The organism is Nocardioides pelophilus (genome assembly GCF_014180685.1).
In the GTDB taxonomy this organism is placed as follows: Bacteria; Actinomycetota; Actinomycetes; order Propionibacteriales; family Nocardioidaceae; genus Nocardioides; species Nocardioides pelophilus.
This window is the reverse complement of sequence record NZ_JACEHF010000001.1, coordinates 79,740-101,480: the sequence shown is the minus strand read 5'-3', so window position 1 is coordinate 101,480 and position 21,741 is coordinate 79,740. Positions and strand designations below refer to the sequence as shown.

Annotated in this window: 18 protein-coding genes and 1 pseudogene; 9 read left to right on the top strand and 10 right to left on the bottom strand. The window is 65.5% G+C overall.

Going from position 1 to position 21,741, the window contains the following annotated elements; all coding sequences use genetic code 11:
- Nucleotides 1-53: 53 nt before the first annotated feature.
- Both H0488_RS00465 and H0488_RS00460 read right to left on the bottom strand, forming a co-directional pair.
- On the bottom strand, nucleotides 54-1,688 hold the full coding sequence (locus H0488_RS00465; protein WP_183097346.1) for an FAD-dependent oxidoreductase: 1,635 nt from the start codon (nucleotides 1,686-1,688) through the stop codon (nucleotides 54-56).
- A gap of 379 nt (nucleotides 1,689-2,067) precedes the next feature.
- Nucleotides 2,068-2,799, bottom strand: coding sequence for an IclR family transcriptional regulator (locus H0488_RS00460; protein WP_183097345.1), 732 nt, complete (start codon nucleotides 2,797-2,799; stop codon nucleotides 2,068-2,070).
- Between the two features lie 427 nt (nucleotides 2,800-3,226).
- Between H0488_RS00460 and H0488_RS00455 the strand changes: the two genes are divergently transcribed.
- From H0488_RS00455 to H0488_RS00440, 4 genes are all read left to right on the top strand, one after another.
- Nucleotides 3,227-4,345: an ABC transporter substrate-binding protein gene (locus H0488_RS00455; protein ID WP_183097344.1), complete on the top strand. Its 1,119-nt coding sequence runs from the start codon at nucleotides 3,227-3,229 to the stop codon at nucleotides 4,343-4,345.
- A gap of 92 nt (nucleotides 4,346-4,437) precedes the next feature.
- Nucleotides 4,438-5,367: a branched-chain amino acid ABC transporter permease gene (locus H0488_RS00450; RefSeq protein ID WP_183097343.1), complete on the top strand. Its 930-nt coding sequence runs from the start codon at nucleotides 4,438-4,440 to the stop codon at nucleotides 5,365-5,367.
- 2 nt (nucleotides 5,368-5,369) lie between these two features.
- Nucleotides 5,370-7,103, top strand: coding sequence for a branched-chain amino acid ABC transporter ATP-binding protein/permease (locus H0488_RS00445; RefSeq protein ID WP_183097342.1), 1,734 nt, complete (start codon nucleotides 5,370-5,372; stop codon nucleotides 7,101-7,103).
- Nucleotides 7,048-7,845, top strand: a complete 798-nt coding sequence (locus tag H0488_RS00440) for an ABC transporter ATP-binding protein (RefSeq protein WP_183097341.1) — start codon at nucleotides 7,048-7,050, stop codon at nucleotides 7,843-7,845. Before H0488_RS00445 ends, H0488_RS00440 begins: the two co-directional genes overlap by 56 nt.
- Before the next feature lie 111 nt (nucleotides 7,846-7,956).
- On the opposite strand, the gene H0488_RS00435 is transcribed toward H0488_RS00440, so the two are convergent.
- Nucleotides 7,957-8,712: an IclR family transcriptional regulator gene (locus H0488_RS00435; RefSeq protein ID WP_312856155.1), complete on the bottom strand. Its 756-nt coding sequence runs from the start codon at nucleotides 8,710-8,712 to the stop codon at nucleotides 7,957-7,959.
- Nucleotides 8,713-9,003: 291 nt separating this feature from the next.
- On the opposite strand from H0488_RS00435, the gene H0488_RS00430 reads away from it, so the two are divergent.
- Genes H0488_RS00430 through dmpG form a run of 3 tightly spaced genes read left to right on the top strand, consistent with a single transcriptional unit; the run spans nucleotide 9,004 to nucleotide 11,623 of the window.
- Nucleotides 9,004-9,657, top strand: a complete 654-nt coding sequence (locus H0488_RS00430; RefSeq protein ID WP_312856154.1) for a 2-keto-4-pentenoate hydratase — start codon at nucleotides 9,004-9,006, stop codon at nucleotides 9,655-9,657.
- On the top strand, nucleotides 9,654-10,616 hold the full coding sequence (locus H0488_RS00425) for an acetaldehyde dehydrogenase (acetylating) (RefSeq protein ID WP_183097339.1): 963 nt from the start codon (nucleotides 9,654-9,656) through the stop codon (nucleotides 10,614-10,616). Before H0488_RS00430 ends, H0488_RS00425 begins: the two co-directional genes overlap by 4 nt.
- The gene (gene dmpG / locus H0488_RS00420; protein ID WP_183097338.1) at nucleotides 10,613-11,623 is read left to right on the top strand and encodes a 4-hydroxy-2-oxovalerate aldolase; all 1,011 of its coding nucleotides are present in this window, start codon (nucleotides 10,613-10,615) and stop codon (nucleotides 11,621-11,623) included. The genes H0488_RS00425 and dmpG overlap by 4 nt, the downstream gene beginning before the upstream one ends.
- A 66-nt stretch (nucleotides 11,624-11,689) precedes the next feature.
- On the opposite strand, the gene H0488_RS00415 is transcribed toward dmpG, so the two are convergent.
- The 4 genes from H0488_RS00415 to H0488_RS00400 all read right to left on the bottom strand — a co-directional run bounded on the left by H0488_RS00415 (nucleotide 11,690) and on the right by H0488_RS00400 (nucleotide 17,359).
- Nucleotides 11,690-12,637 (bottom strand): 3-carboxyethylcatechol 2,3-dioxygenase, encoded by a 948-nt coding sequence (locus H0488_RS00415; RefSeq protein WP_183097337.1) that lies wholly within the window; start codon nucleotides 12,635-12,637, stop codon nucleotides 11,690-11,692.
- Nucleotides 12,634-14,346: a bifunctional 3-(3-hydroxy-phenyl)propionate/3-hydroxycinnamic acid hydroxylase MhpA gene (gene mhpA / locus H0488_RS00410; RefSeq protein WP_183097336.1), complete on the bottom strand. Its 1,713-nt coding sequence runs from the start codon at nucleotides 14,344-14,346 to the stop codon at nucleotides 12,634-12,636. The genes H0488_RS00415 and mhpA overlap by 4 nt, the downstream gene beginning before the upstream one ends.
- Nucleotides 14,347-14,375: 29 nt before the next feature.
- Nucleotides 14,376-15,233 carry an alpha/beta fold hydrolase gene (locus H0488_RS00405; RefSeq protein WP_183097335.1) on the bottom strand — a complete coding sequence of 286 codons (858 nt, stop codon included), beginning with the start codon at nucleotides 15,231-15,233 and terminating at the stop codon, nucleotides 14,376-14,378.
- 1,142 nt (nucleotides 15,234-16,375) lie between these two features.
- Nucleotides 16,376-17,359: an MMPL family transporter gene (locus H0488_RS00400; RefSeq protein WP_246371238.1), complete on the bottom strand. Its 984-nt coding sequence runs from the start codon at nucleotides 17,357-17,359 to the stop codon at nucleotides 16,376-16,378.
- Nucleotides 17,360-17,409: 50 nt separating this feature from the next.
- Between H0488_RS00400 and H0488_RS00395 the strand changes: the two are divergent.
- A pseudogene (locus H0488_RS00395) lies at nucleotides 17,410-17,709 on the top strand (DUF305 domain-containing protein); the annotation flags it as partial.
- Nucleotides 17,710-17,847: 138 nt separating this feature from the next.
- On the opposite strand, the gene H0488_RS00390 reads toward H0488_RS00395, so the two are convergent.
- The 3 genes from H0488_RS00390 to H0488_RS00380 all read right to left on the bottom strand — a co-directional run bounded on the left by H0488_RS00390 (nucleotide 17,848) and on the right by H0488_RS00380 (nucleotide 20,934).
- A complete protein-coding gene (locus H0488_RS00390; RefSeq protein WP_183097334.1) occupies nucleotides 17,848-18,153 on the bottom strand; it encodes a transposase in 306 nt (101 codons plus the stop codon).
- Between the two features lie 113 nt (nucleotides 18,154-18,266).
- Nucleotides 18,267-19,481, bottom strand: a complete 1,215-nt coding sequence (locus tag H0488_RS00385; RefSeq protein WP_220794060.1) for an IS110 family RNA-guided transposase — start codon at nucleotides 19,479-19,481, stop codon at nucleotides 18,267-18,269.
- A 319-nt stretch (nucleotides 19,482-19,800) separates the two neighbouring features.
- On the bottom strand, nucleotides 19,801-20,934 hold the full coding sequence (locus H0488_RS00380; RefSeq protein ID WP_246371235.1) for an acyl-CoA dehydrogenase family protein: 1,134 nt from the start codon (nucleotides 20,932-20,934) through the stop codon (nucleotides 19,801-19,803).
- 119 nt (nucleotides 20,935-21,053) lie between these two features.
- On the opposite strand from H0488_RS00380, the gene H0488_RS00375 reads away from it, so the two are divergent.
- Nucleotides 21,054-21,725, top strand: coding sequence for a TetR/AcrR family transcriptional regulator (locus tag H0488_RS00375; protein ID WP_312856153.1), 672 nt, complete (start codon nucleotides 21,054-21,056; stop codon nucleotides 21,723-21,725).
- Nucleotides 21,726-21,741 lie beyond the last annotated feature (16 nt).

The following is a 21,741-nucleotide window of genomic DNA, read 5'->3' as shown; positions in this document are numbered from 1 at the left end:
CGGGTGCGCTTTGCGCGAAGGGGGCCATGTAGTGAGGTCGTTGTCTTCGGGGTCTAGGGGTGCACGGAGACCTGATCGGAGCCGAGGTACCGGCCGGCGAGGTATCCGTAGGTGACGATTGGTCCGAGGGTTCCGCCGGCTCCCGCGTAGCCCTGACCTGATGGGGAGGCGGCGGCGTTGCCGATGGCGTAGAGGCCTTCGATGCGCTCACCGCGCGTGTTGAGGACCCGACCCTGCAGGTCGGTGCGCGGTCCGCCCTTGGTATCGAGCAGTCCCGGAGCCAGGATCGTGGCGTGGAGCCGGCCGTCGGTGTCGAGCGCCCTGAGCAGCGGGTTCTTGCCGTCGCCGTCGCCGAACCGAGAGCTGACGTAGCGCTCGAAACGAGTTTCGCCCCGGTGGAAGTCGGCGTCGACGCCATCCGCGGCGAAGCCGGCGAACCGGTTCAGTGTCTCCTTCAATTGCGCGGCGAAGTCCGGCTCGAGGCGTCGGTGCCCAACGTGGCTGCCGAGCTCGGCCAGTCGCTCGTCGATGGCGTGGACGAGCTCCTCAAGGGTGTCGCCTGAGATGACCCAGTAGGCGTTATCGGGGTCGACCGGGACCGGGTTTCCGAGCCGGTCGATGGCCCACCGGTCGGCAACCTGCTGGTCCCAGATAGTGATGAGCGGGAAGTTCTCGTAGCGCAGGGTGCGCGGGTCGTAGGCGGCCATGACTCGGGCGAGCTCGTTGTACGGGGCCTTTTCGTTGGCTACTCGCTTGCCTCCGCAGTTCACCGATACGAGTCCGTCGCCGAGGGTGTAGAAGGAGCAGAAGACCTCGGTGGGTTCCTTGAGGAGGCGTTCGACCACGATCGGCCCGGCCCATCCCTGGTTCATGTTCGAGAGTTGGGCGCCGAGCTCGGAGGCGATCGCGACCGAGTCGCCGGTGTTGGTGGGCACGGCGCACCCGCCGATGTAGGGACCGTCGAGGAAGTTCAATCGCATCTCGGCGTTGTGGGTGAATCCGCCTGTGGCCAGGACTACCCCGACGCGGGCGTGGATCTCGAGGCGCTCGCCGGCGGCGGTCTCGACGACGACGCCGACCACCCTGCCCCGGTCGATGATGGTGTCGACGACCCGGTGTTCGGTGCGTAGGTCGACCTGGAGGTTGCGCGCCGCGTTGACGAAGTCGTCGATCAGCAGCTGGCCGCCGTCTGCGCCGCCCATTGAGGCTGCCTGGTACATGCCTCGACCCTCGGGCATCTTGTTCTCAGGGAGGTGGGCGAGATAGTCGATGAGGCCGTTGGTGGCTTGGGCGAGATGCAGCGCGTCGAGTTCTTCGAGTGCGGCATGAGCTCTCGCACCGTGGTCATAGAAGGCCTCGAGGCCGTCGTACTCCCACTGGTCGAGGCCGAGGGTGGGGGAATCTGGGTCGTACATTGCTGGGCGGCCAATGCGGGCTAGGTACTTCAGGACGTCGAGCTTGTTGTCCTCGATGCCCTTCTCTTGCAGGAACCGGTTGTTCGGGATCCAGACACCTGCTGCGGACTTGCGGGTTGTCCCGCCGAACCGGGAAGCACGTTCGAGCACGAGGACCTTCCGGCCGAGCGAAGCGGCGATGACCGCTGTCGACATTCCTGCTGCGCCGCTGCCGGCGACGACGACGTCGACGTCGACGTCGTATGGGCCGGGGCGCTCTGATGCCTCAATCATGAGCCCTCATTTCTATATTTACACGCTCTGTGTAAATAGAAGATTGGGACATCATGTGGCAGACGTCACGACTTTGGCAAGGGTCTGGTGAGGACTCGATGCGTCCAGGGGAGCCGCCCAAGGGCAGGGGAGGAATGGTGAGCTCGGGAGAGATGCCTGCGTTGAGTTGAACGGAGGTCGCAACAGGCCTACCGCATTTGTTCGATGACAGCGCGTCCTTGCGGCGGCCTGCGGAAGGGCGAGAGCGCGGTCGCACAGCTGACCTACGGCGGCCAGGCGACTGGCGTCTCGCGGCGAGCTGGTCGCTGCCAGGCGTCTGCTTGGGTTAGGTGGATCCTGCGCCGACTCGCGGGCGCCCTCGCTGTGGCGGGCCGTCTTGTCAGTGGAGCTCGGCGTTGATCACGGCGACCTCGGCGGCCATGATCGGGAGAGCTCGCTCGATCAGGTCCTCGCGGTAGGTGATGAGGTTGATGCATGCGGCTGGGAGACCGGGCACGTACTTGAGCGGGAATGCCAGTCCGTAGGCCCCGGGTTCAACCTCGCCGTGAGTGCGGGCATAGCCCCGTTCGCGGGTCTGTTTGACCTCGTCGGGGTCATCGGGGGAGGCAGGCATCGCGGCGGTGAGCGCACGTCCGGCCGAGCCGCGGTCCAGCGGGTGACGGCTGCCGGCGCGAAAGGAAAGGTGGTAGCTGGAGTCCGGCGGCTCGATCACGGACACGGCAACGGCCTCGCGGCCTTCGACCACAATGAGAGCAACGGTGGCTTGGAGTTCACGCGCCAGGGACCGCAGATGAGGCTCCACCTTGTCTCGCAGACCGTGCTGAACATGGTGAGCCAGGGCAGAGAGCCCGCTGCCGGCGCGATAGCGGCCTTCGGCATCCTTGGCGACCAGGCGGAAGTCCTCCAGCGTCGCTAGCACTCGGTACGCGATCGTCCGGTGGATGTGGAGTGTCATGGCGAGCTCTTGGACCGTCAGTCCGTCGACCGTGGTCGCTACCAGCTCGAGGGCGCGCAGGCCGCGTGCGAGGGTCTTCGACCCGATGTTGCGCGAGGAGACGGCTGACTCGTCGGCTACATCGTCGGTCTTGCGGGGTTCGGGGGCCTGTGCCATGACGCTCACCTTAGGACTGAGGGATCGAGCCGGCTGAACAGATCGTCCGTCCGGGACCGATCATCGGATGTGCAACAAGTACACGGTCCGCCATTGTGTCACCAATATGTGAACGAAATCACGGCAAGGTACTTGACAGGGGTGACGCGAGTCACTCATGCTCTCCCGCCAGGTGCATATTGCACACACGCATGTCCGATAGTTACACAAGGAGAGAATTGTGCGGTCCCCATTCAGCCGTTTCCGTCGGCGCGCCGTCGTCGCGGCATGCGTGAGTACGTTGGCCATTGCCGCCCTCGCGGCCTGCGGTTCGTCCCCAAGCGGAGGCGACGACAATGACGTCACGGTCGACAAGAGCTCGGTCAGGGACCTGGTCAGGCTCAGCGGAGCCGACCCGGACCACCTCGCTGGTGGTCAGAAGATCAAGGTGGGCCTCGTTCTTGCGCTCTCGGGCCCCGGTTCCTACTACGGCAAGGTGCAGGCCAACGGCGCCAAGCTCGCTGCCGCCCAGATTAAGGCCGCTGGCGGCCCGGATTTCCAGATCGTGCTCAAGGACCACAAGTCCGGTGACACCCAGGCCGGCGTCCAGGTCACCCGCGAGCTCGGCCAGGAAGGTGTCCACTTCGCCTTGTACTCCTACTTCGGAGTCGTCGGTTCCGCTCTGCCGGGCATCGAGCAGTACAAGATCCTCTCCCTCGACGGCGGAGGCGGCACCGGCGTCGCAGGCAAGGGCAAGCCGTACTTCTACGGTTCCCGGGCCAACACGCCGCACGACTCCTACGACGGCGTCGCCCAGTTCATCAAGCAGGCGCACCCAGACGCGAAGACCGTAGCGCTCGCCGTCTCCGACTACGGTCCAGCCTTCACCGACGAGGCCACCCAGCTGCTCGAGGCGGCGCTGGAGAAGCAGGGCCTGAGTCTGGTCACCACCGAGGTGCTGCCGGTGGGAAGCCAGGACTACTCCAGCTCGATCGCCAAGCTGCAGTCCTCCGGCGCCGACGTCATCTCGCTGGGCACCTTCGGCAACGACACCGGCTACTTCTTGAAGTCGCTCAAGGCTGCAGGCGATGACACCCCGGTCATCGGCGCCGAGTACACCAGCGACCTCAAGGATGTCGCCGGTGCTGCGGCGGACAACTACACCTTCGCCTCCGACTACTTCAACGCCGCATCCCCGGACAACGACTGGGGCAAGTACTTCGTCGAGAGCTACACCAAGGCCTACCCCGGCGCCGACGCTCCGGACTTCTACGCCGCGGACTACTACGAGGACATGTTCACGTTCTGGCAGGTCCTCCAGAGGCTCGACGCCGAGGGCAAGAAGGCGGACAACCCCGACGACGTCCTCGCTGCGTTCACGTCCGACCTGGCCTTCCCGTCGGTCTACGGAGTCAGCGCGGACGGCAAGCCGTACGGCATCTACGCCTTCGACGCGAGCACCCACGCGCCGAAGATCCGGCAGATGGGCGTCTACCAGTTCGACGGCACGGCCGTGAAGCCGCTCGCCACGTTCGGCATCGGTGGCGCCGACTTCCAGATGAAGTAGCGGACGCGGCGTGCGCGTCGGGAGAACCCTGGCGCGCACGCCGTTCACCTTCATCTCTCTCCCCGTCCCAGGTCACCGATCAGGAGCGCTCCGTGGACCTCAACCTCACAGCCCAGCTGGTCATCTCCGGCATCACGCAGGGCGCGACGTTCGCCGTTCTCGGCCTGGGAACGTCCCTCATCCTCAACGTCGCGAACCGGTTCCACTTCGCCTATGCCGCCACGATCACCGGCAGCGCTTTCGCCGCAGCCGTGCTGCAGCGCGACACAGGACTCCCCGCCGTCGTCTGCCTGGTCATAGCCATCGCCGCAGCCGCAGTCTTCGGCGCACTGACCGAGGTCGTCGTGTACCGGCCGCTGGCAACAAGGTCAGGTGCCAACGCGACGCTGCCCATCTTCGTCAGCTCGCTGGGGGTGACTCTGGCCGTCGAGGCTGCCCTGCAGTACTACTTCACCCGCGAATCACCGACCGTCCCGTTCAACCTTGTCGGGGACTCCGTCATCGCCCTTCCGTTCGGGCTGCACACCACTCGCCTCGACGTGATCACCCTGACCGTGTGCGGCGCCATTGCGGCGGGAGCAGTGGTGCTCCTGCGCTACTCACGGGTCGGGCGCATCGTGCGCGCCGTCCGGGAAAACCCGATGATGGCCAGCGCGGTCGGGGTTCGCCCGCAGCGGGTCAACGTCTCGATCCTCTTTTGGGCTTCCGCGTGCGCCGGCCTCATCGGCTGCCTGACCGCAGCGAAGTACTCCGCCGCGGCCGGCATGGGCTACGGGTCGCTGTTCTCGGCATTCGTTGTCGCCTTCGTCTCCGGACAACGCGCTCCAGGACTTCGCGTCGTCCTCGTCGGGGTCGCGGTCGGACTGGTCCAGTCCCTCAGCGTGCTGTTCATCCCCGCCAACCTCACCGACCTCGTGGTGTTCGGAATCCTGTTCGTCTATCTCAGCGTCAAGGGTCTGTCGGCCTACGGGATCCGATTGCCAGCTCGGCATCCTGTCCGCCTCACCGCCGGAAGGGCATGACCATGGACTTCTGGTACGCCTACATCTGCATGGGGCTGATCTACGCCGTCATGGCAATCGCGCTTAACCTCATCGTCGGCTACGCCGGCATCAACTCGGTCGGGTCGGCCGCGTTCGCCGCTATCGGCGGCTACACCACCGCCCTTGTCGGCATCCACCAGCAATGGCCGCTCCTGCCCACCGTCATCGCCTCTGTAGTGGTCGGCACCGTCGTGGCTGTCGCGCTCAGCGCACCCATCCTCGGGCTGGCGCAGGAGTACGTGATGCTGATCACGATGGCGATGTCGATCCTTGTCTCCGACATCGCCAGCTCGACGACTTCCCTGGGCGGGCAGACTGGACTCATCGGGCTTCCGGCCCCTCAACTGCTCGGCAAGGTGCTCCTCGTCCCGGCGGACTTCCTGCCGCTGCTCATCGGCGTGCTCGTCCTTGCCTCCTTCATCGCCTGGAGGCTCGGGGAGTCGCCGTTCGGCCGCCTCATGCGCGCGACCCGCGACGACGACCTCGGCGTCCGCTCCCTGGGTAAGTCGACGTTGGGACGAAAGGTGCTGGTCTTCGGTATTTCGTGCGCACTGACGAGTGCCGCCGGCGCACTCCTCGTCCTCTACAACGGCCTCGCCACACCCACGCTGTTCTCCCTCGACCAGACCCTGCTGGTCTTCGCCATGGTCGTCATCGGCGGTATCTCCTCGGTGCCCGGCTCCATCGTCGGCGCGTTCATCGTCGTCTTCCTCGAGCCCGTCCTCCAGCAGACCCTGGCGATGTCGCCCGAGGACTCTGCCGGAATCCGGCCCATCGTGTTCGGGGTCGCCCTGGTCCTCATCGTCAGGTTCCGCCCCGCCGGCATCATCCCCGAACGACACCACGTACCGCGTGTCCGGAAGGCAGTGACCGAGGCGCCGGTGGCTCAGCCAGGTGCCTTGACGGTCCTCGAGGCGAAGCCGGCCATCAACCCCGCCGAGCCTGAGACCGCACCTGTTGTGGTCGAGATCCGTGGCCTCGCCAAGCGGTTCGGCGGAGTGGTCGCCGTGAACGGTCTCGACCTGAAGCTACGAGAGGGCCTGGTCACCGCGCTCGTGGGAGCGAACGGCGCGGGGAAGAGCACTGTGTTCAACCTGATCACCGGTGCAATCGCGCCGGATGAGGGCACCGTTCTGCTCAACGGCGACGACATCACCCGCCTTTCCCCTCAACAGGTCGCTCGCCGCGGCATGGTTCGTTCGTTCCAGGACCTGCGGGTGTTCAACGAGCTCACGCCCATGGAGAACGTCATGCTCGCGGGCCGTCACCATCCCGGCGAGAGCGCGGCGGGAGTCTTCCTGCGGCCGTTGGCCTCCCGGCGCCACGACCGTGAGCTGGCGGAGAAGAGCGCTGAGTGGTTGGAGTTCGTCGGCCTCGACCCTGCGCACAAGGCCAGAGCCCGCGACATGTCGTTCGCGCAGCAGAAGCAGGTGGCCTTCGCCCGGGTCCTGGCCACCGAGGCCAGCGTCTTCCTCCTCGACGAGCCGCTCTCCGGCATCGAGGGCCGAGCCGCCGACGACATGCTGACCCTCGTCGAGAGGGTCCGCGAGACCGGCCGCACCATCTGCGTGGTCGAGCACAGCATCCAGGCCATCAGTCGACTTTCGGACTGGGCGTACTTCATGGAAGGCGGCAGCGTGAGCGCCGAGGGGAGCATTCATGACCTACTTGCAGACCCACGACTCGGGGAGGCCTACTTTGGTGCCGTCAGCTGACGTCGTCACGGCAATCAACCGCAATACAGGAACGTCGACACCTCGACTGGTGGTCGACCAGCTCAACGCCGGCTACCGAAACAAGCAGGTCGTTTTCGACGTCGCCCTTCGAGTCGAGCCGAGTCAGGTCGTCGTGCTGCTCGGTCACAACGGCGCGGGCAAGTCGACCACGATGTCGACGATTCTCGGCCTGCTGCGCGCGTCCAGTGGCTCCGTCACACTCGATGGGCGTGAGATGTCGGCGCTCGACACGCGAGCGCGTGTCAAGGCAGGGATGGCATACGTGCCTGCCGACGACTTCGTCTTCAGTGACCTCACCGTCACGGAGAACCTCTCGCTCGGTGGACTGACCGAAAGCGACGCAGCGGTGTGTCACGAGCGGATGGAGTGGATCCTCGACCGATGGCCCATCCTGGCTCAACGAGCCAAGCAGCGCGCCGGCACCATGTCCGGCGGCCAGCGACGGATGCTCAGCCTCGGAATCGCCCTGATGTCCTCGCCCTCGCTGCTCCTTCTCGATGAACCGTCACTGGGCCTTGCGCCGAACGTCGTCGACAAACTGTTCGCCGACCTTCGCGAGCTCGCCGACGCCACGGGCCTCTCGGTGCTTCTCATCGAGCAGGCGGTCGCCAAAGCACTGTCAGTCGCCGACCATGCCTACGCCATGCGTTCGGGACGGATCATCGCCGATGCACCGGCCGACCGCATGTCGAGCGAGATGTCGCTGTGGGAGCTGTTCTGAGTCCGTAGCGGTCGAGTCGAATCCATGGGCCACGTCCAGAGGAGCGACTCCGCTATGTCGCGACTGCGAGCACCTTCTGCGAGCCTGCGGCAATCTGCCGTGCTCCTAGGGTCACGATGGATCGGGACGCAACGAGGTGCGACGCGCGACCAGGGCGCCGAGTCCGTGTGCCGCTGCTCGAACGGCATCGGCGTGCTGCTCAGGACGAAATCGGCCCACTGGGCCGGTCACGCTGATGGCGGCCACCAACTTGTTGTCGAGGTCGAGCACCGGAGCAGCGACACACTGAATGCCCAGCGCCGACTCCTCCCTCTCGAATGCCACACCGGCGGACAGTGCGGTGTCGAGCTGGCGAGCCACCCGGCCCGGCGCGGTGATCGTGTGCGCGGTTAGCGGCGGCATCGGACGGGTGAGTACCGCGCGCCGCACCTCCTCGTCCGACCACGCGAGGAGCACCTTGCCGATAGCGGTGCAGTACAACGGCATCCGGCCGCCGGCCCGCGAAGGGCTCCGAGCTTGACGACGCCCGGTGATCTTCGCGACGTACACGACTTCGTGCCCCTCCCGGAGACCGAGATGAACGATCTCGTGGGTCCGCTCGTACAGGTCCTGCAAGAACGGCATGGAGAGCTCGGCTAGACCACGCTCGAGCGAGGCACGCATGCCGAGTTCGAAGAGACCGCCGCTGAGGCGGTACCCGTGGCTGGTGCGGTCCAGAAGCCGATGATGGACCAGGTCTCCGGCGATGCGGTGGACGCTGGTCTTCGGTAGCCCCGTTCGCTCGACCAGTGCGGACAGCGACAACTCGTGGTCATCGGCCGAGAACGCCCGAAGGACCGCGATCGCCTTCCCGAGCACTGTGTCCACGTCCGAGGACACGGGTCCGGGCTCCGCCTCGCTCACTGGCACCACAAGAGCGTACCGCTGAGTGGAACGACCTCCTCGGTCTTTCCAGGTCTTGCTCCGCACAGTTGATACATGACCGAGCCCTCGACCACCGCTGCTGTTCAAGCAGCCGCTCACAGACTCGCGGTTGCCGCCGCGAGCGGGCAGCCGTGCGCACCCGTCCGCGGCTTCATCGGACGTCACGACCTCGAAGCCGCCTACGCCGTCCAGCAGCAGCGCGTCGAGGACCGCCTCGCAGCTGGTGCGACGATCGTGGGCCGCAAGATCGGGCTGACCTCCGCCGCCGTGCAGGCACAGCTCGGCGTCGACCAGCCGGACTTCGGCGTGCTCTTCGACGACATGAGCTACGACGACGGCGCGGCGGTACCGTTCGACGCCGTGCTCCAGCCCCGCGTCGAGGCCGAGGTCGCCTTCATTCTGGGCGCCGACCTTGCAGAGGGGGAGCTGGACCTCGACCAGGTACGAGCCGCGGTGGACTTCGCCCTACCTGCCCTGGAGATCTGCGGAAGCCGCATCGTCGACTGGGACATCAGCTTCGGCGACACGGTCGCAGACAATGCCTCGGCCGGCGCCTACGTCCTCGGGGCGGACCGGGTCCGGCTAGAGACGGTCGAACCTCGCGAGGTCGAGATGGTCATGCGCATCGACGACGAGATCGTCTCCACCGGAACCGGCGCAGCCTGCCTGGGCGACCCGCTCCTGGCGCTGCAGTGGCTTGCTCGTCAGGCACGCGAACTGGGCAGCCCATTGCGAGCCGGCCAGGTCGTCCTGTCCGGCGCACTAGGGCCGATGCGCCCCGTCGCGCCCGGAGCGACAGTCACGGCAGAGATCTCCGGACTGGGCAGCGTCTCGGTCCGCTTCACCGCCGAACCCACCAGCTCCAAGCCAGTTAAGGAGGACGCATGAGCAGCCAGAAGGCCAAAGTAGCCATCATCGGCTCCGGCAATATCGGCACCGACCTGATGATCAAGGTGCTTCGCAACTCCGAACACCTCGAGATGGGGGCGATGGTCGGCATCGACCCGGCATCGGACGGACTCGCACGCGCAGCCCGGCTCGGCGTGCCGACCACCGCGGAAGGCGTCGACGGCCTCATCGCCATGGACGGGTTCGAGGACATCGAGTTCGTCTTCGACGCCACCTCCGCCAAGGCCCACGAGCACAACGCAGGGCGCCTGCAACCGCTCGGGAAGACCATGATCGACCTGACGCCCGCAGCGATCGGCCCCTACATCGTGCCGGCGGTCAACCTCACCGAGCACCTCGATGCTCAGAACGTCAACATGGTCACCTGCGGCGGCCAGGCCACCATCCCGATCGTGGCGGCCGTCTCGCGAGTGGTGCCCGTTGGCTACGCCGAGATCGTCGCCTCCATTGCGTCGAAGTCCGCCGGCCCCGGCACGCGCGCGAACATCGATGAGTTCACCGAGACGACCTCCGCAGCGATCGTCTCGGTCGGAGGTGCCGCAGCCGGCAAGGCCATCATCATCCTCAACCCGGCTGAGCCGCCCCTGATCATGCGCGACACGGTCTTCTGCCTGGTCGATGCCTCAGCGCCAGGCATCGGCGATGAGATCCGCAGCAGCGTCGAGAAGATGGTCTCCGACGTCGCTGCATACGTGCCGGGCTACCGGCTCAAGCAGCAGGTTCAGATCACCGACATCCCTGCCGACCGGCCCGTTCGGAGCCTCGTCCCTGCCGGCACGCACCGCCCGACCCACCAGGTCTCGGTGTTCCTGGAAGTCGAAGGCGCCGCGCACTACCTCCCTGCCTACGCGGGGAACCTCGACATCATGACCTCGGCCGGGCTCCAGGTCGCCGAGCGTATGGCTCAGCAGAAGGCAGCACGAAAGGTGGAACTGTGAGCACACCGATCTTCGTCCAGGACGTCACACTGCGTGACGGCATGCACGCCGTACGCCACCGCATCGACCCCGACGATGTCAGGCGCATCGTCCGCGCACTCGACGACGCCGGTGTCGACGCTATCGAGGTGGCGCACGGCGACGGCCTCGCGGGTTCCTCGGTCAACTACGGCCCCGGCTCGCACACCGACTGGGAGTGGATCGAGGCCGCGGCCGAGGCTGTGCAGAATGCTCGGCTCACCACGCTCCTGCTCCCCGGTGTCGGCACGATTCACGAGCTTAAGAGGGCCTGGGACCTTGGAGTCCGCTCCGTTCGCGTGGCCACCCACTGCACCGAAGCTGACATCTCCGCGCAGCACATCACCGCTGCCCGTGAGATCGGAATGGACGTCTCCGGATTCCTGATGCTCTCGCACATGGCCCCTGCCGTGGACCTGGCTGCGCAGGCAAAGCTGATGGAGTCCTACGGTGCGCATTGTGTCTACGTCACCGACTCAGGCGGTCGCCTGACCATGAATGATGTCCGCGACCGTGTCCGCGCCTACCGCGACGTTCTCGATGCTGCGACCGAGATCGGCATCCACGCACACGAGAACCTCTCGCTGTCGGTCGCAAACTCGATCGTCGCCGTCGAGGAAGGCGTCTACCGCGTCGATGCCTCGCTCGCGGGGCATGGCGCCGGAGCGGGAAACTGCCCCCTCGAGGCATTCATCGCCGTCGCCGACCTGTCGGACTTCGAGCACCGCTGCGACCTGTTCAAGCTTCAGGACGCCGCGGATGACATGGTCCGGCCCCTTCAGGACCGACCGGTTCGCGTAGACCGGGAGACCCTCACCCTGGGTTACGCCGGCGTCTACTCCTCGTTCCTCCGGCACGCCGAGAACGCAGCAACGCAGTACAAGGTCGACGTGCGCGACATCTTGATGGAGTGCGGCAAGCGACGCCTGGTCGGTGGTCAGGAAGACATGATCATCGACATCGCCCTGGACCTCGCCGAGGCTGTCTGAACGATCGATACCTCATCCCGGGCCGCACCTTTAGGCGTGGTTCGTGAAAGCGTGCCTAATGCGATCTCAAACAGGTTGGGACCGCGCGGTCATGACACCGAAGCCGGCGATGTACTCCTTGATCGGGTGGTAGAACGAGGTCTCCAGCTCGTACGGGCCCGATGCGCCGAGCGCGGCGAATGCTGCGACCCAGGTGCGGACCTCGTGGGCTGAGTTGCCCGCATCGGCGGCCATCTGGGCGGGGTTCATCTCGTCGATCGGTGAAAGGTCCCCTGAGGCGAGGACCTTCATCAGGGCCTGGTCCCATTCAGGGTTGAGGTCGCGGATCGTAGCGGTGCCGGCGGTGAATGCCTGTGCGGTGTCGATGACGCGTTGCTGGCGTGCGTCCCGCGCTTCGGGTGAGGGGTTCCGACCGTTGAGCAGCAGGGCTCGTTGCGCGTCAGTCGCAGTGGCCCACTGCGGCACCGGCGGATCGTGTGAGAGGCCACCGGACCCGATGATGAGTGCACGCTCGGAGGTCAGAGTGCTCAAGAAAGAGCCGATGGCTTCGCCCAGCGCCCTGACCCGGGACATTCTTACGAACGGTTTCGCGACACCGTTGACGAAGACAGGGATTGTGGGAACGGTATCGATGCCGCCGAAGAGGATCTCCAATGGCTGGATCGCGCCGTGGTCGACCTCCATGCGCCGGGAGATGGCAACGTCGAGGTCGCGGTCGGCGACCCACTGGGCAAGACGCTCGGCAACCTCCGTCGGGACGTCGAGAGGTCCCGGAGTAGTGCCGTAGTCGCCGACCCCGAGCGCCTCGTATCCGATACAGAACGGAGGCATCAGGTCGTAGAAGAAGCCGTTGTAGTGGTCAGGCGCGAACGAAACCACCAGGGTCGGGTCGTAATCGCGAACGAACGACCGTGCCTGATCGAACGCAGCGTCCACGGCTGCGGTCACCTCTGCTGGCGGCGAGGCGTAGTCCAGCAGTGGGCTGTGCGACATGCACACCAGGGCCAGGCTCATGCGGAAGCTCCTTGCTCAACGGGGGCCAGAGAGCCCGCGGCGACGACCGCGGCGAGTGCTTGCGAGGTCTGCTGCGTCAACGCAGCGGCGGCGACGAAGTGGTCGGGGCGCAAGATGATCAGTCCGCACGCCCGGATGTCGAACCACCGCTTGAGTGCGCCTGTGGTGTCACCGACGACGGTCACGGCAGCCGGGGAATCAGCGAACCGCTTCTCTGCCCACGGCCGTTGGGTCTCGGGCATGAACGAGACCAGCTTGACCCGGTGCCTGGCAAGGAGCTGAAGGTCAGCTGGGGACAAGTACGCCGCTGGGTTGGTTCCCCAGGTCGCAAGCGTCCACCAGTCACCCGTGACCTCATCGAGCAGGACGTTGGTGCTCTCAGCGGTGTTCACGCGCGGCTGGACGAACTGCAGCCCCACCGGTGAGGCGGAACCGGCGGAGTCGATGAACGGGGCGAGCCGGGAGACCTTGAGGTCGACCCCGGCCCGGCCCGGGCTCATGGTTGCCTGGTCAACGACGACTCCCGTCGAGTAGCGCGGCATCGGCTTGAACCGCAGCTCGGTGAAGTAGGCCTTCCAGGGCGGCACGACGTTGAGCGCGTTGGCGGCGACGTCGCGGATCCTCGCGCCGAAACGTCCCATCTTCATCACCGACCCTACCGCCATGTTGATGTCGATCATGTCGGTGACGTGCTTGTGCCGCTCAGAGGTGTACGTGTCGAGCAGGTCATCGGAAGCATCCCCGGCGAGGACTGCGCTCAGTTTCCAGGAGAGGTTCGTCGCGTCCCTGATGCCGGAGTTCCAGCCCTGGCCGAGCCAGACCGGCATGAGGTGCGCTGCGTCCCCTGCCAGGAACACATTGCCCTTGCGGAAGGTACTGGCGACCCGGCCGTGGTGGGTGAAGGTCCGCTGGTTGATGATGTGCAGGGCGGAGGGGTTGGGCACGAAGCGTTCCAGAAGTGAGCGCTTGAACTCCGGATCGTCGACCAGCTCGCTGGGTTCGTCGTCGTGAAGCATGAACTCCCACCGGCGGATGCCGTGGGGGAGTCCGATGGAGACGTAGGGGCGCCGTGGGTCCGCGCCGAGATAGACGTTGGGAACTCCGATGGGGTCGTCTGCGACGTCGATTACCAGCCAGCGTGTCGCAGGGGACTTGCCCTCGAACGGCACCCCCATCCACTTGCGGGTGAAGGATCCGCCGCCTTCGCAGCCGACTGCATAACGGCCGGTAACAGTAACGGGCCCGAGGGGCTCGCCCTCGGGCCCGGTCCGTTCGGCGGTCACCGCCACGTGGTCGCCGCGGTCGGCGATCGCGATGACCCGGTGGTTGAAGCGGAGCTCGGTGCCGGTGAACCGCTCGAGGCCTGAGGCCAGCTCGGTGTCTACGAGGGGTTGGATGAAGCCGTGTTTGCGGGGGAACCCGAACTCCTGGGTCTGGGGGTCGTTGGTCGCCAGGACCTGGCCGGTGCCGTTGACGAACCGGACCACGTGGTGGGGGACGGTGTACTGCTCGATCTGCTCCCACAGACCGGCGGTGCGCAGCGTGCGGATGGACTCGTCGTCCAAGCCGACGCCGCGCGGGTAGTCGATCAGCTTGTCGCGAGCCTCGAGCACGATGGCACGCTGGCCGCGGACGCCGAGGAGGTTGGCGGTCGTCAGCCCGACTGGTCCGGCTCCGATGATGACGACATCGGTGTCAAGAGAAGTCACAGTGGTCACGGTTGCTTCGCCTGTCGATGTCAGTTGTTGCCGAGGAAGTCGATGACCAGGCGGTTGAACTCTTCGGCGTGCTCGATCATCGCCCAGTGGCCGCACCTGTTGAGAAGCACTGCTCGCGAGTTCGGGATATTGGCAAGCAGCCACAACGTGATCTCGTAGTGGAGAACCCGGTCGTCCTTTCCGTGGATGAGCAGAGTCGGCGCGGTGATGGCCGCGATGGCGTCTCGGTCGACCCGAATCGGGATCGGCGCGCCGTGAGCCAGGCCGTCCAGGTAATTGCTCAGGTGCTCGGGCCGAGCGAGCGCAGCCTGCGAACGAGCAGCAGTGAGCTCGGGGGTGGCGAACCGCGTCTTGTCGAACGTCATGATCTCGACCAGTGCCTGCATGTTCTCGGGGCTCGGGTCGCGGTAGGCCTTCACGATCGCCTTGAGGCCCTCGCTTGGCCCGTCCGCGGGCCCGAACAGGGTGGTGCCCCGGCCCAATGAGGCACCCATCGTCACGAGGTGGGTGACTCGCTTGGGGTGCAGGGTCGCGAACCGGATCGCAGTGTGGGCGCCCATCGAGTTGCCGACAAGAGCCACACTCTCCAGCGCGAGGTAGTCGAGGAGTTCGACTAGATCCTTGTCGTGGTCCATCGTGTCGGTCGCGACAGCATCGGAGTCACCCCAGCCGGGCATGTCGGGCGCGATCGCGTAGTAGCCGGCCGCGGCGATGTGGCCGATGTTGCCAGAGAAGTTCGACCAGCCGGTGGCGCCCGGGCCGGATCCGTGGAGCAGGACTACCGGGTCCGCTTCAGGTGCGCCAGCCTCGTAGAACCGCATCCGTGTCCCCGACGCAAGAGTCACGTCGCGAGCAGTCGACTCCTGGGTGAAATTCATGGTCTCTCATCCCGTCGTTGCAATAACTACACGTGTTAAGTCGTTATCTACACCGAGAATGTGACCACTGTCTCCCCTTCCTGTCAAGGCGGTGGGCTTACGGACGGCAGTCGACGGCCCGCCGGCGGACGAACGGATCGCCGGCCGGTCGTATCGGACTAGATTTCCGATACATGAGGGCGAGTCCGCGCTGTTCTCCCATTAGTGACGTGGGTCGTGCGCTGACCTGCGAAAACGCGTGACTTCAGGTCCTCTTGGCCGTGCTGGGGCCGCACGCTGCAGAGTCGCACCCTGTTGAGACGCGAGTTCGCACGCTCGTTCTGGGTGCGGTTGGAAGGGCACGGCAAGGGCGTTGGTGAACTTGTGGATGGTCGACCAGGTTGGCTTGCCCTCGGCGGAGAGTCCTTGTATAGGTCTCCGCGGCTCGTTCCGACGCGGCCGAGTACGTGGGGGGACGACGTCGAACTGGACGGATCCCGTAACGACTCGCCTGGCACGGTCGTGTGGAATACAGCCAACTGCTCAGATGTATCGGACTGGTTCTCCGATACGTGGGGAGCGGGGCCGAGTCACGTTAGTTGAGTCTCGCTCGCGGAAAGACATACGTCCGCACATCGCCAGATCCGAGCGTGCTGGACGTGCTGAGCATCCGCCCTGCGCAATACGGATCGGCTCGAGACGCCCAAGGGATTCGATCGTGGGCCATCAACGGGCCAGATAGCTCTGCGCAACGGTGGGCGCCAACGGGCTACGATAGGCAGCGTCAGAGCGCGTCATCTCAAGCGCAACCAGCACGGATGCACTGCATCGGGCACTGACGAGCAACGGCGGGTAGGTGGCTGACTTCATCCAGAGGTCGCAGGTTCAAATCCTGCCCCCGCTACAAGAAAGTGGCCCCTGGCCTGCGGAAACGCAGATCAGGGCCACTTGGCATTTGAACCACGTCGGCATATGTCGCGCTTTGTGACCCAGAAACCTGTCCGGGCGATGGCTGCTGAGTTGATTTTGAGCGGCCTTTGCCACGGGGAATGACACGGAGAACTGGTCGCCCACGACCTTGTGGCGCTGGTTCGAATCCGTCGGTTCGGCCTCGAATCTGACATCCCTGCTCCCGCACACTCGACGTACAGGCCAGGAATCAGTTACACCGTTGATCGGACAGACGCCGGATTTTCCGAGGGTGACTTTGGGAGCCGGGGTTGGCGTGCGGGCCACCAGTTGTGGTTCTCGAGGAGGGCAGCGCAGGCGGGGACGATGAGGCTGCGGACCACGAATGTGTCGAGCAGCAGTCCGGACGCCACGGCGAATCCGGTTTGGGCCAGCGTGATCACTGGCGAGGTGAGCAGGGCGATGCAGGTGCTGGCGAAGATGATGCCTGCCGAGGTGATCACGAGACCGGTGAGGGTGAGGGCTTCGGCGACTTTGGCGCGGGTCAGGGTGGTGCCGTTCTCGCGCATGCGGCTCATCAGCAAGATGTTGTAGTCGGCGCCGACGGCTACGAGCAGCATGAAGGTGATCACGGGTACGGCGAATTGGATGTCGTTGCCGAGGAGGTTTTGGAAGACCAGGGTGGTCAGGCCGAGTGCTGCCGCGCACGAGAGGGCGACTGAGACCAGCACGTAGAGAGGTGCGGCGAGTGATCTCAGGGTGGTGATGAGGACGAGGAGGACGACCAGGAGCACTTCCGCCAGGACGAGCTTGGCGTCGTCGAGCAGGTAGCGGTTCAGGTCGGCGCCGAGTCCGGCGGCGCCGGTGCCGCTGACGGTGGCATCGGCAAGCCGCGTTTGTTCGAGGGCGGTTTCGGCCGTCTCCTGCACTTCCTCGAAGCGGCGTAGGCCGTCCGGGCTCAGAGGGTCGGTGTCGCCTGTGACCTGGATGCGTGCCACGCGTCCGTCGGGGCTGAGGAAGACTTCGCGGGCGTAGGCGAACCGTTGGTCTTGCAGGGCTTTCGCCGGCAGGTAGAAGCCTCCGGCCTCGGCGGTGTTGGCTTGTCGGTCCACTCTGTTCAGGTAGGACTCCGAGCGCTGTAGGTTCTCAGCGAGTCGGCTGGTCTGGTCGATGAGCTCTTCGATGCCGGGCGCGAAGGCGTCGGCGTTGTCGGCGATCTGCGCCGTGCCGTCGGCCATCTGTCCCAGTCTGGTGCCCAGAGATCGACACCCTTTAAGGCTGGCTCGAGACGTGGGGTGAGGAAGTGCCTGCCAGTGGCATGGAGCATGGCGACATGGGTCACGACTCCGGCGGCACCATGTCCGGCATGATGGACGAGGAACAGATGAGCGACCTGATGGCGGCCTCGGGTGGCGACTGGGACCAGATGTTCCTGGAGATGATGACCGAGCACCACGAGGGCGCGATCGAGATGGCCGAGGTCGAAGTTGACCAGGGCGAGAACCCGGACGCGGTGGCCCTGGCCGAGAAGATCATCAGCGACCAGCAGGCGGAGATCACCCAGATGCAACAGCTCCTTAAGCCCTAGAGACGTCGTCGCAGCGGCGATGTCGTTGGCCCGACTCAGCCGATCGGCCCGTTGTCGCGTCCCCGGACAGGAAACCCATGCCAGAACGCCATCAATCGTCGAACCTGACGGCCCGGCGACGAACGTTGTCCGCGGCGATCACTTCGACCGCCGGGTACCGCCTTTTGGGCTGGCCTCCTCCTTCAGCACGTCGACGGCTCGTTGCGCGATCTTCAGCTCGGTCTCGAGCTCGGCGATGCGCTTCTTCGACGCCGAGAGTTCGCCCTTCTCTGCTGTTGTCAGGCCGGGCTGTTCGCCGCGGTCGATTCGGTCCTGGCGGCGCCAGTTGTAGATCGTCTGGTCGCTGACATCGAGATCGCGCGCGACGCTCGCCACGCTGCGACCTTCGGCGAGCAGGTCAAGAACCTTGCGTCGAAACTCCGCCGGATAGCCCGGTCTTCCCATCTGAACCTCCTGATGTCAGACACCAGAATCCAGAAACTCAGACGCCGTGGAACCCGGGACACACCAGAGCCTCCACGAAACCCGGGGCGATTCATTTCGGCACCCCTCTGTTGTCAACCGGTGCGGAGGAGGACGTCGTGGGCTTCCTTCTTCCGACCCGGGTTCTGAGCGGCGTAGCGTTGCGGTTGCGGGTCCGGGAGTGGCTGATCCGAAGTGTCGATGTGCGGGGGCAGGTCGACCGCGCTGGATTCTTGAGTCGCCCCGCAGTGCCCTCCCGGGCTCGCCTCTGACTCCTGGATGACGTTTGCGGCGGCGGCCTCGCTGGCGTCGGCTATGAGCTGGCGATAGACGGCGTCTGAGATCCGTCGCTTCAAGCAGCGCATGGCTTCGAGGTGCGTTTTCCCGGCGGCGCGCTTGCGTCGGTAGTAGGCGCGGCCCTCGGTGTCGAGTCGGATCTGGCTCGTCGCTGCCATGTGCAGCATGTGGTTGATCTTGCGGTTGCCTGCTCGCGACAACCGGTGTCGGACCTGCTCACCAGAGGACGCATCCAACGGCGCGGTACCGGTCCATGACGCGAACCGGTTGCGATTGGCGAATCGGGTCACGTCCCCGACGTCGGCCAGGATTCGCGCGGCGCCGATGGGTCCGATGCCCGGAAGGTCCATCAGGTGCGACCCGGTCGCGAGGACCATCGCCTTCAGCTCCTTGTTGATGGCCTTGATCCGGGCGTCGACCACTACCAGGTCTTCCACCTGCTCGAGCGCCATCCTCTTGCGGGTCTTGTTGGCAAGGTCGCGAGGTCGACGCGATGAGAGAATCGCCTTGGCCTGCGGGGCTGTGAGGTTCGGCTTGGCCTGACCAGGCAGCAGTTCCGACAACAGCCGCTGCAACCGATTCACGGTCTGCACCCGGTGGCTGATGAGCTCGGCGCGACGCTCGGACAGCATGCGCAGCGCCTCGAGCTCCTGGTCGTAGGCCAGCGTCCGGAGGTTCTTGGTGCGCACTGCCACCGCGGCGACAGCGTGGGCGTCGTGGGCGTCGGTCTTGCGGTTGTGACCGGTGTCGAAGAGTCGCACCCGAGCTGACAGCTTCGGCGGGACATCGACGACGTGCTCGCCGTCAGCGAGCAGCCGCTGTGCCAGCGGACGGCCCGCGCCGCCGCTGCCCTCGACAGCCCAGACTCGGTCCGGCCACCTCGCGACGTGCTTGCGCATCGCGGCATAGCCGGCCTTGTCGGTGTCGAACCGGCCCGTGGCCAGCACCTTCTCCTGTGCGTCGACGACTTCGATCGTCGCTGACAACTTGTGGGGATCGACCCCGATGAACACTCTCGTCATCTGCATTCCGCCTCATCTCGCGACATCAACTGGGACGCGAGGCGCGCACTGCTACTGAGAGCCGGGCAGTCCCCTCTTGAGCCACACCTCGACACGGTGGACGACGGGGACGCAGACCGAAAACGAGCCACACCCAACGAGGGTGGGCAGCCGCAAAGAGAGCACCCCGCCGACCACCTGGACCGAGTCTGGCCGGACGCCGGTCCTGCCGGAATCGTCTAGTAGCCGCGAGGATCTCGGCTTACTGATGTGCTGGCGCCACCGAAGAGCTGCGGGAATCCGGGACTGCCTCGGACAGCCGAGGCCCGGATCAGGTGGGCGTCGGCAGAGACCGGGCGATGATCTCCTTCATGATCTCGGTGGTGCCGGCGTAGATCTGACTGATGCGCAGGTCCGTCCACGCGCGGGCAATCGGATACTCCTCCATGTAGCCGTAGCCGCCGTGGAGTTGCAGGCAAATGTCGGCTACTTGCTGAGCCCGCTCCGACGACCAGTACTTGGCCATGGCGGCGGTCGGGATATCCAGTTCGCCCTTGACGTGCAGGTCAAGACACTCGTCGATGAAGGCGCGGGTAACGCGGGCCTCGGTAGCGACCTCGGCGAGCTTGAACTTGGTGTTCTGAAACCCGAAAATTGGCTTGCCGAACGCCTCGCGCGACAATGTGTACTCATGTGTCAGGTCGAGCATCAGATCCATCGACGCGGCACAGCTGATTGCGACGAGGAGCCGCTCCTGCGGCAGCTGCATCATGAGCTGGATGAAGCCTTGGCCCTCTTCAGTACCGAGCAAGTTGCTGGCAGGCACCCGTACGTCATCGAAGAAGAGTTCGCAGGTGTCTTGGCCCTTCAGGCCGATCTTGTCGAGGACCCGGCCACGGCGAAATCCCTCGGAGTTCGTCGGCACGATGACCAGGGACACGCCTGCAGCGGACTCATCGGGGGTGGTCTTGCAGGCGAGCAGCACCATGTCGGCGTGGTAGCCGTTGGTGATGAAGGTCTTAGCGCCGTTGATGACGTACTCGTCGCCTTCTCGAATTGCCCTGGTCTTGATTCCTTGTAGGTCCGAACCTGTGCCGGGCTCGGTCATCGCGATGGCGGTGACGACCTCGCCGGACGCCATCTTGGGGAGCCACTCCTGCTTTTGCTCCTCGGTGCCGTAGTGCAGCAGGTAGTGCGCGACGATGCCGCTGTGTAGCGAAGCGCCCCAGCTGCTGTCGCCAATGCGTGCCTGCTCCTCGATGAGGATCGCCTCGTGAAAGAAGTTGCCGCCGCCCCCGCCGTACTCCTCTGGAATGGACGCGCACAACAGGCCGAGCTCGCCAGCTCGGGTCCAAAGTTCGCGGTCGACGCGCTTTTGCGCGATGAACCGCTCCATGTGGGGCTTGATCTCCTTCTCGCAGAACATGCGGGCGAGCTGGCGGAAGTCGTCGAGGTCCTGGGTCATCCAGGGCGAACGGCGGCCGGGCATAGGTCCTCCAAGGGGTAGTGAGTGCCGGGTACAACCTGTACCAGACTACGGGTACGACGTGTACCCGCGCCAGTGTCGTGGGTTAGATTGCGGTCGTGGATATCGCGAAGTGGGTGGACACGGCCGTGGTGCGCCGGTCGACCGCGCACGAATCCCACCGAGCCCCGCAACGTGACCGGATCGTTGTCGCCGCTGCCGGCGCGATCGAGGAGCACGGGGTCGGGGTCGGCACCGCCCAGATTGCGGACCGGGCTGGGGTGGCGCGGCCCCACGTCTACCGCCACTTCGACAGTAAGGAGGATCTCGAGAGCGAAGTGCTGCGGTTCGCTTCCGACCAGCTCATTGATGCTGTTCGGCCCGCCATGCGAGTGAGTGGCACAGCTCCAACAATCATCGGGGGTGTGATAGGTGCTGCCGTCGGGTGGGCTGCCGAACATCCGAATCTCTATCGCTTCATGGCCGCACGCCAGCAGAGCAAGGACACTCACCGCGCCAGGCTGGGGCGGACGCGATTCCTGGGTGAGGTGGTGGCCGCAGCGTCGGCCTACTTGCGCACTCCTGACGTCCAAGTTGATCCCCCGGACGGCGTCATGGCCGGGCTCATGGGCATGGTCGACGCCGGGATAATCTGGTGGCTGGACCACCGCGACGAGTCCCAGGAAGAGGTCGTCGCGCGGATCGCGCACCAGGTCTGGTTGGTCATGCGTGATCTCGCCCAGAGCGTGGGGCTCCCAATCGACGACGACAGTTTCCTCAGCGTCCAATGATTCCGACGCCCACTGC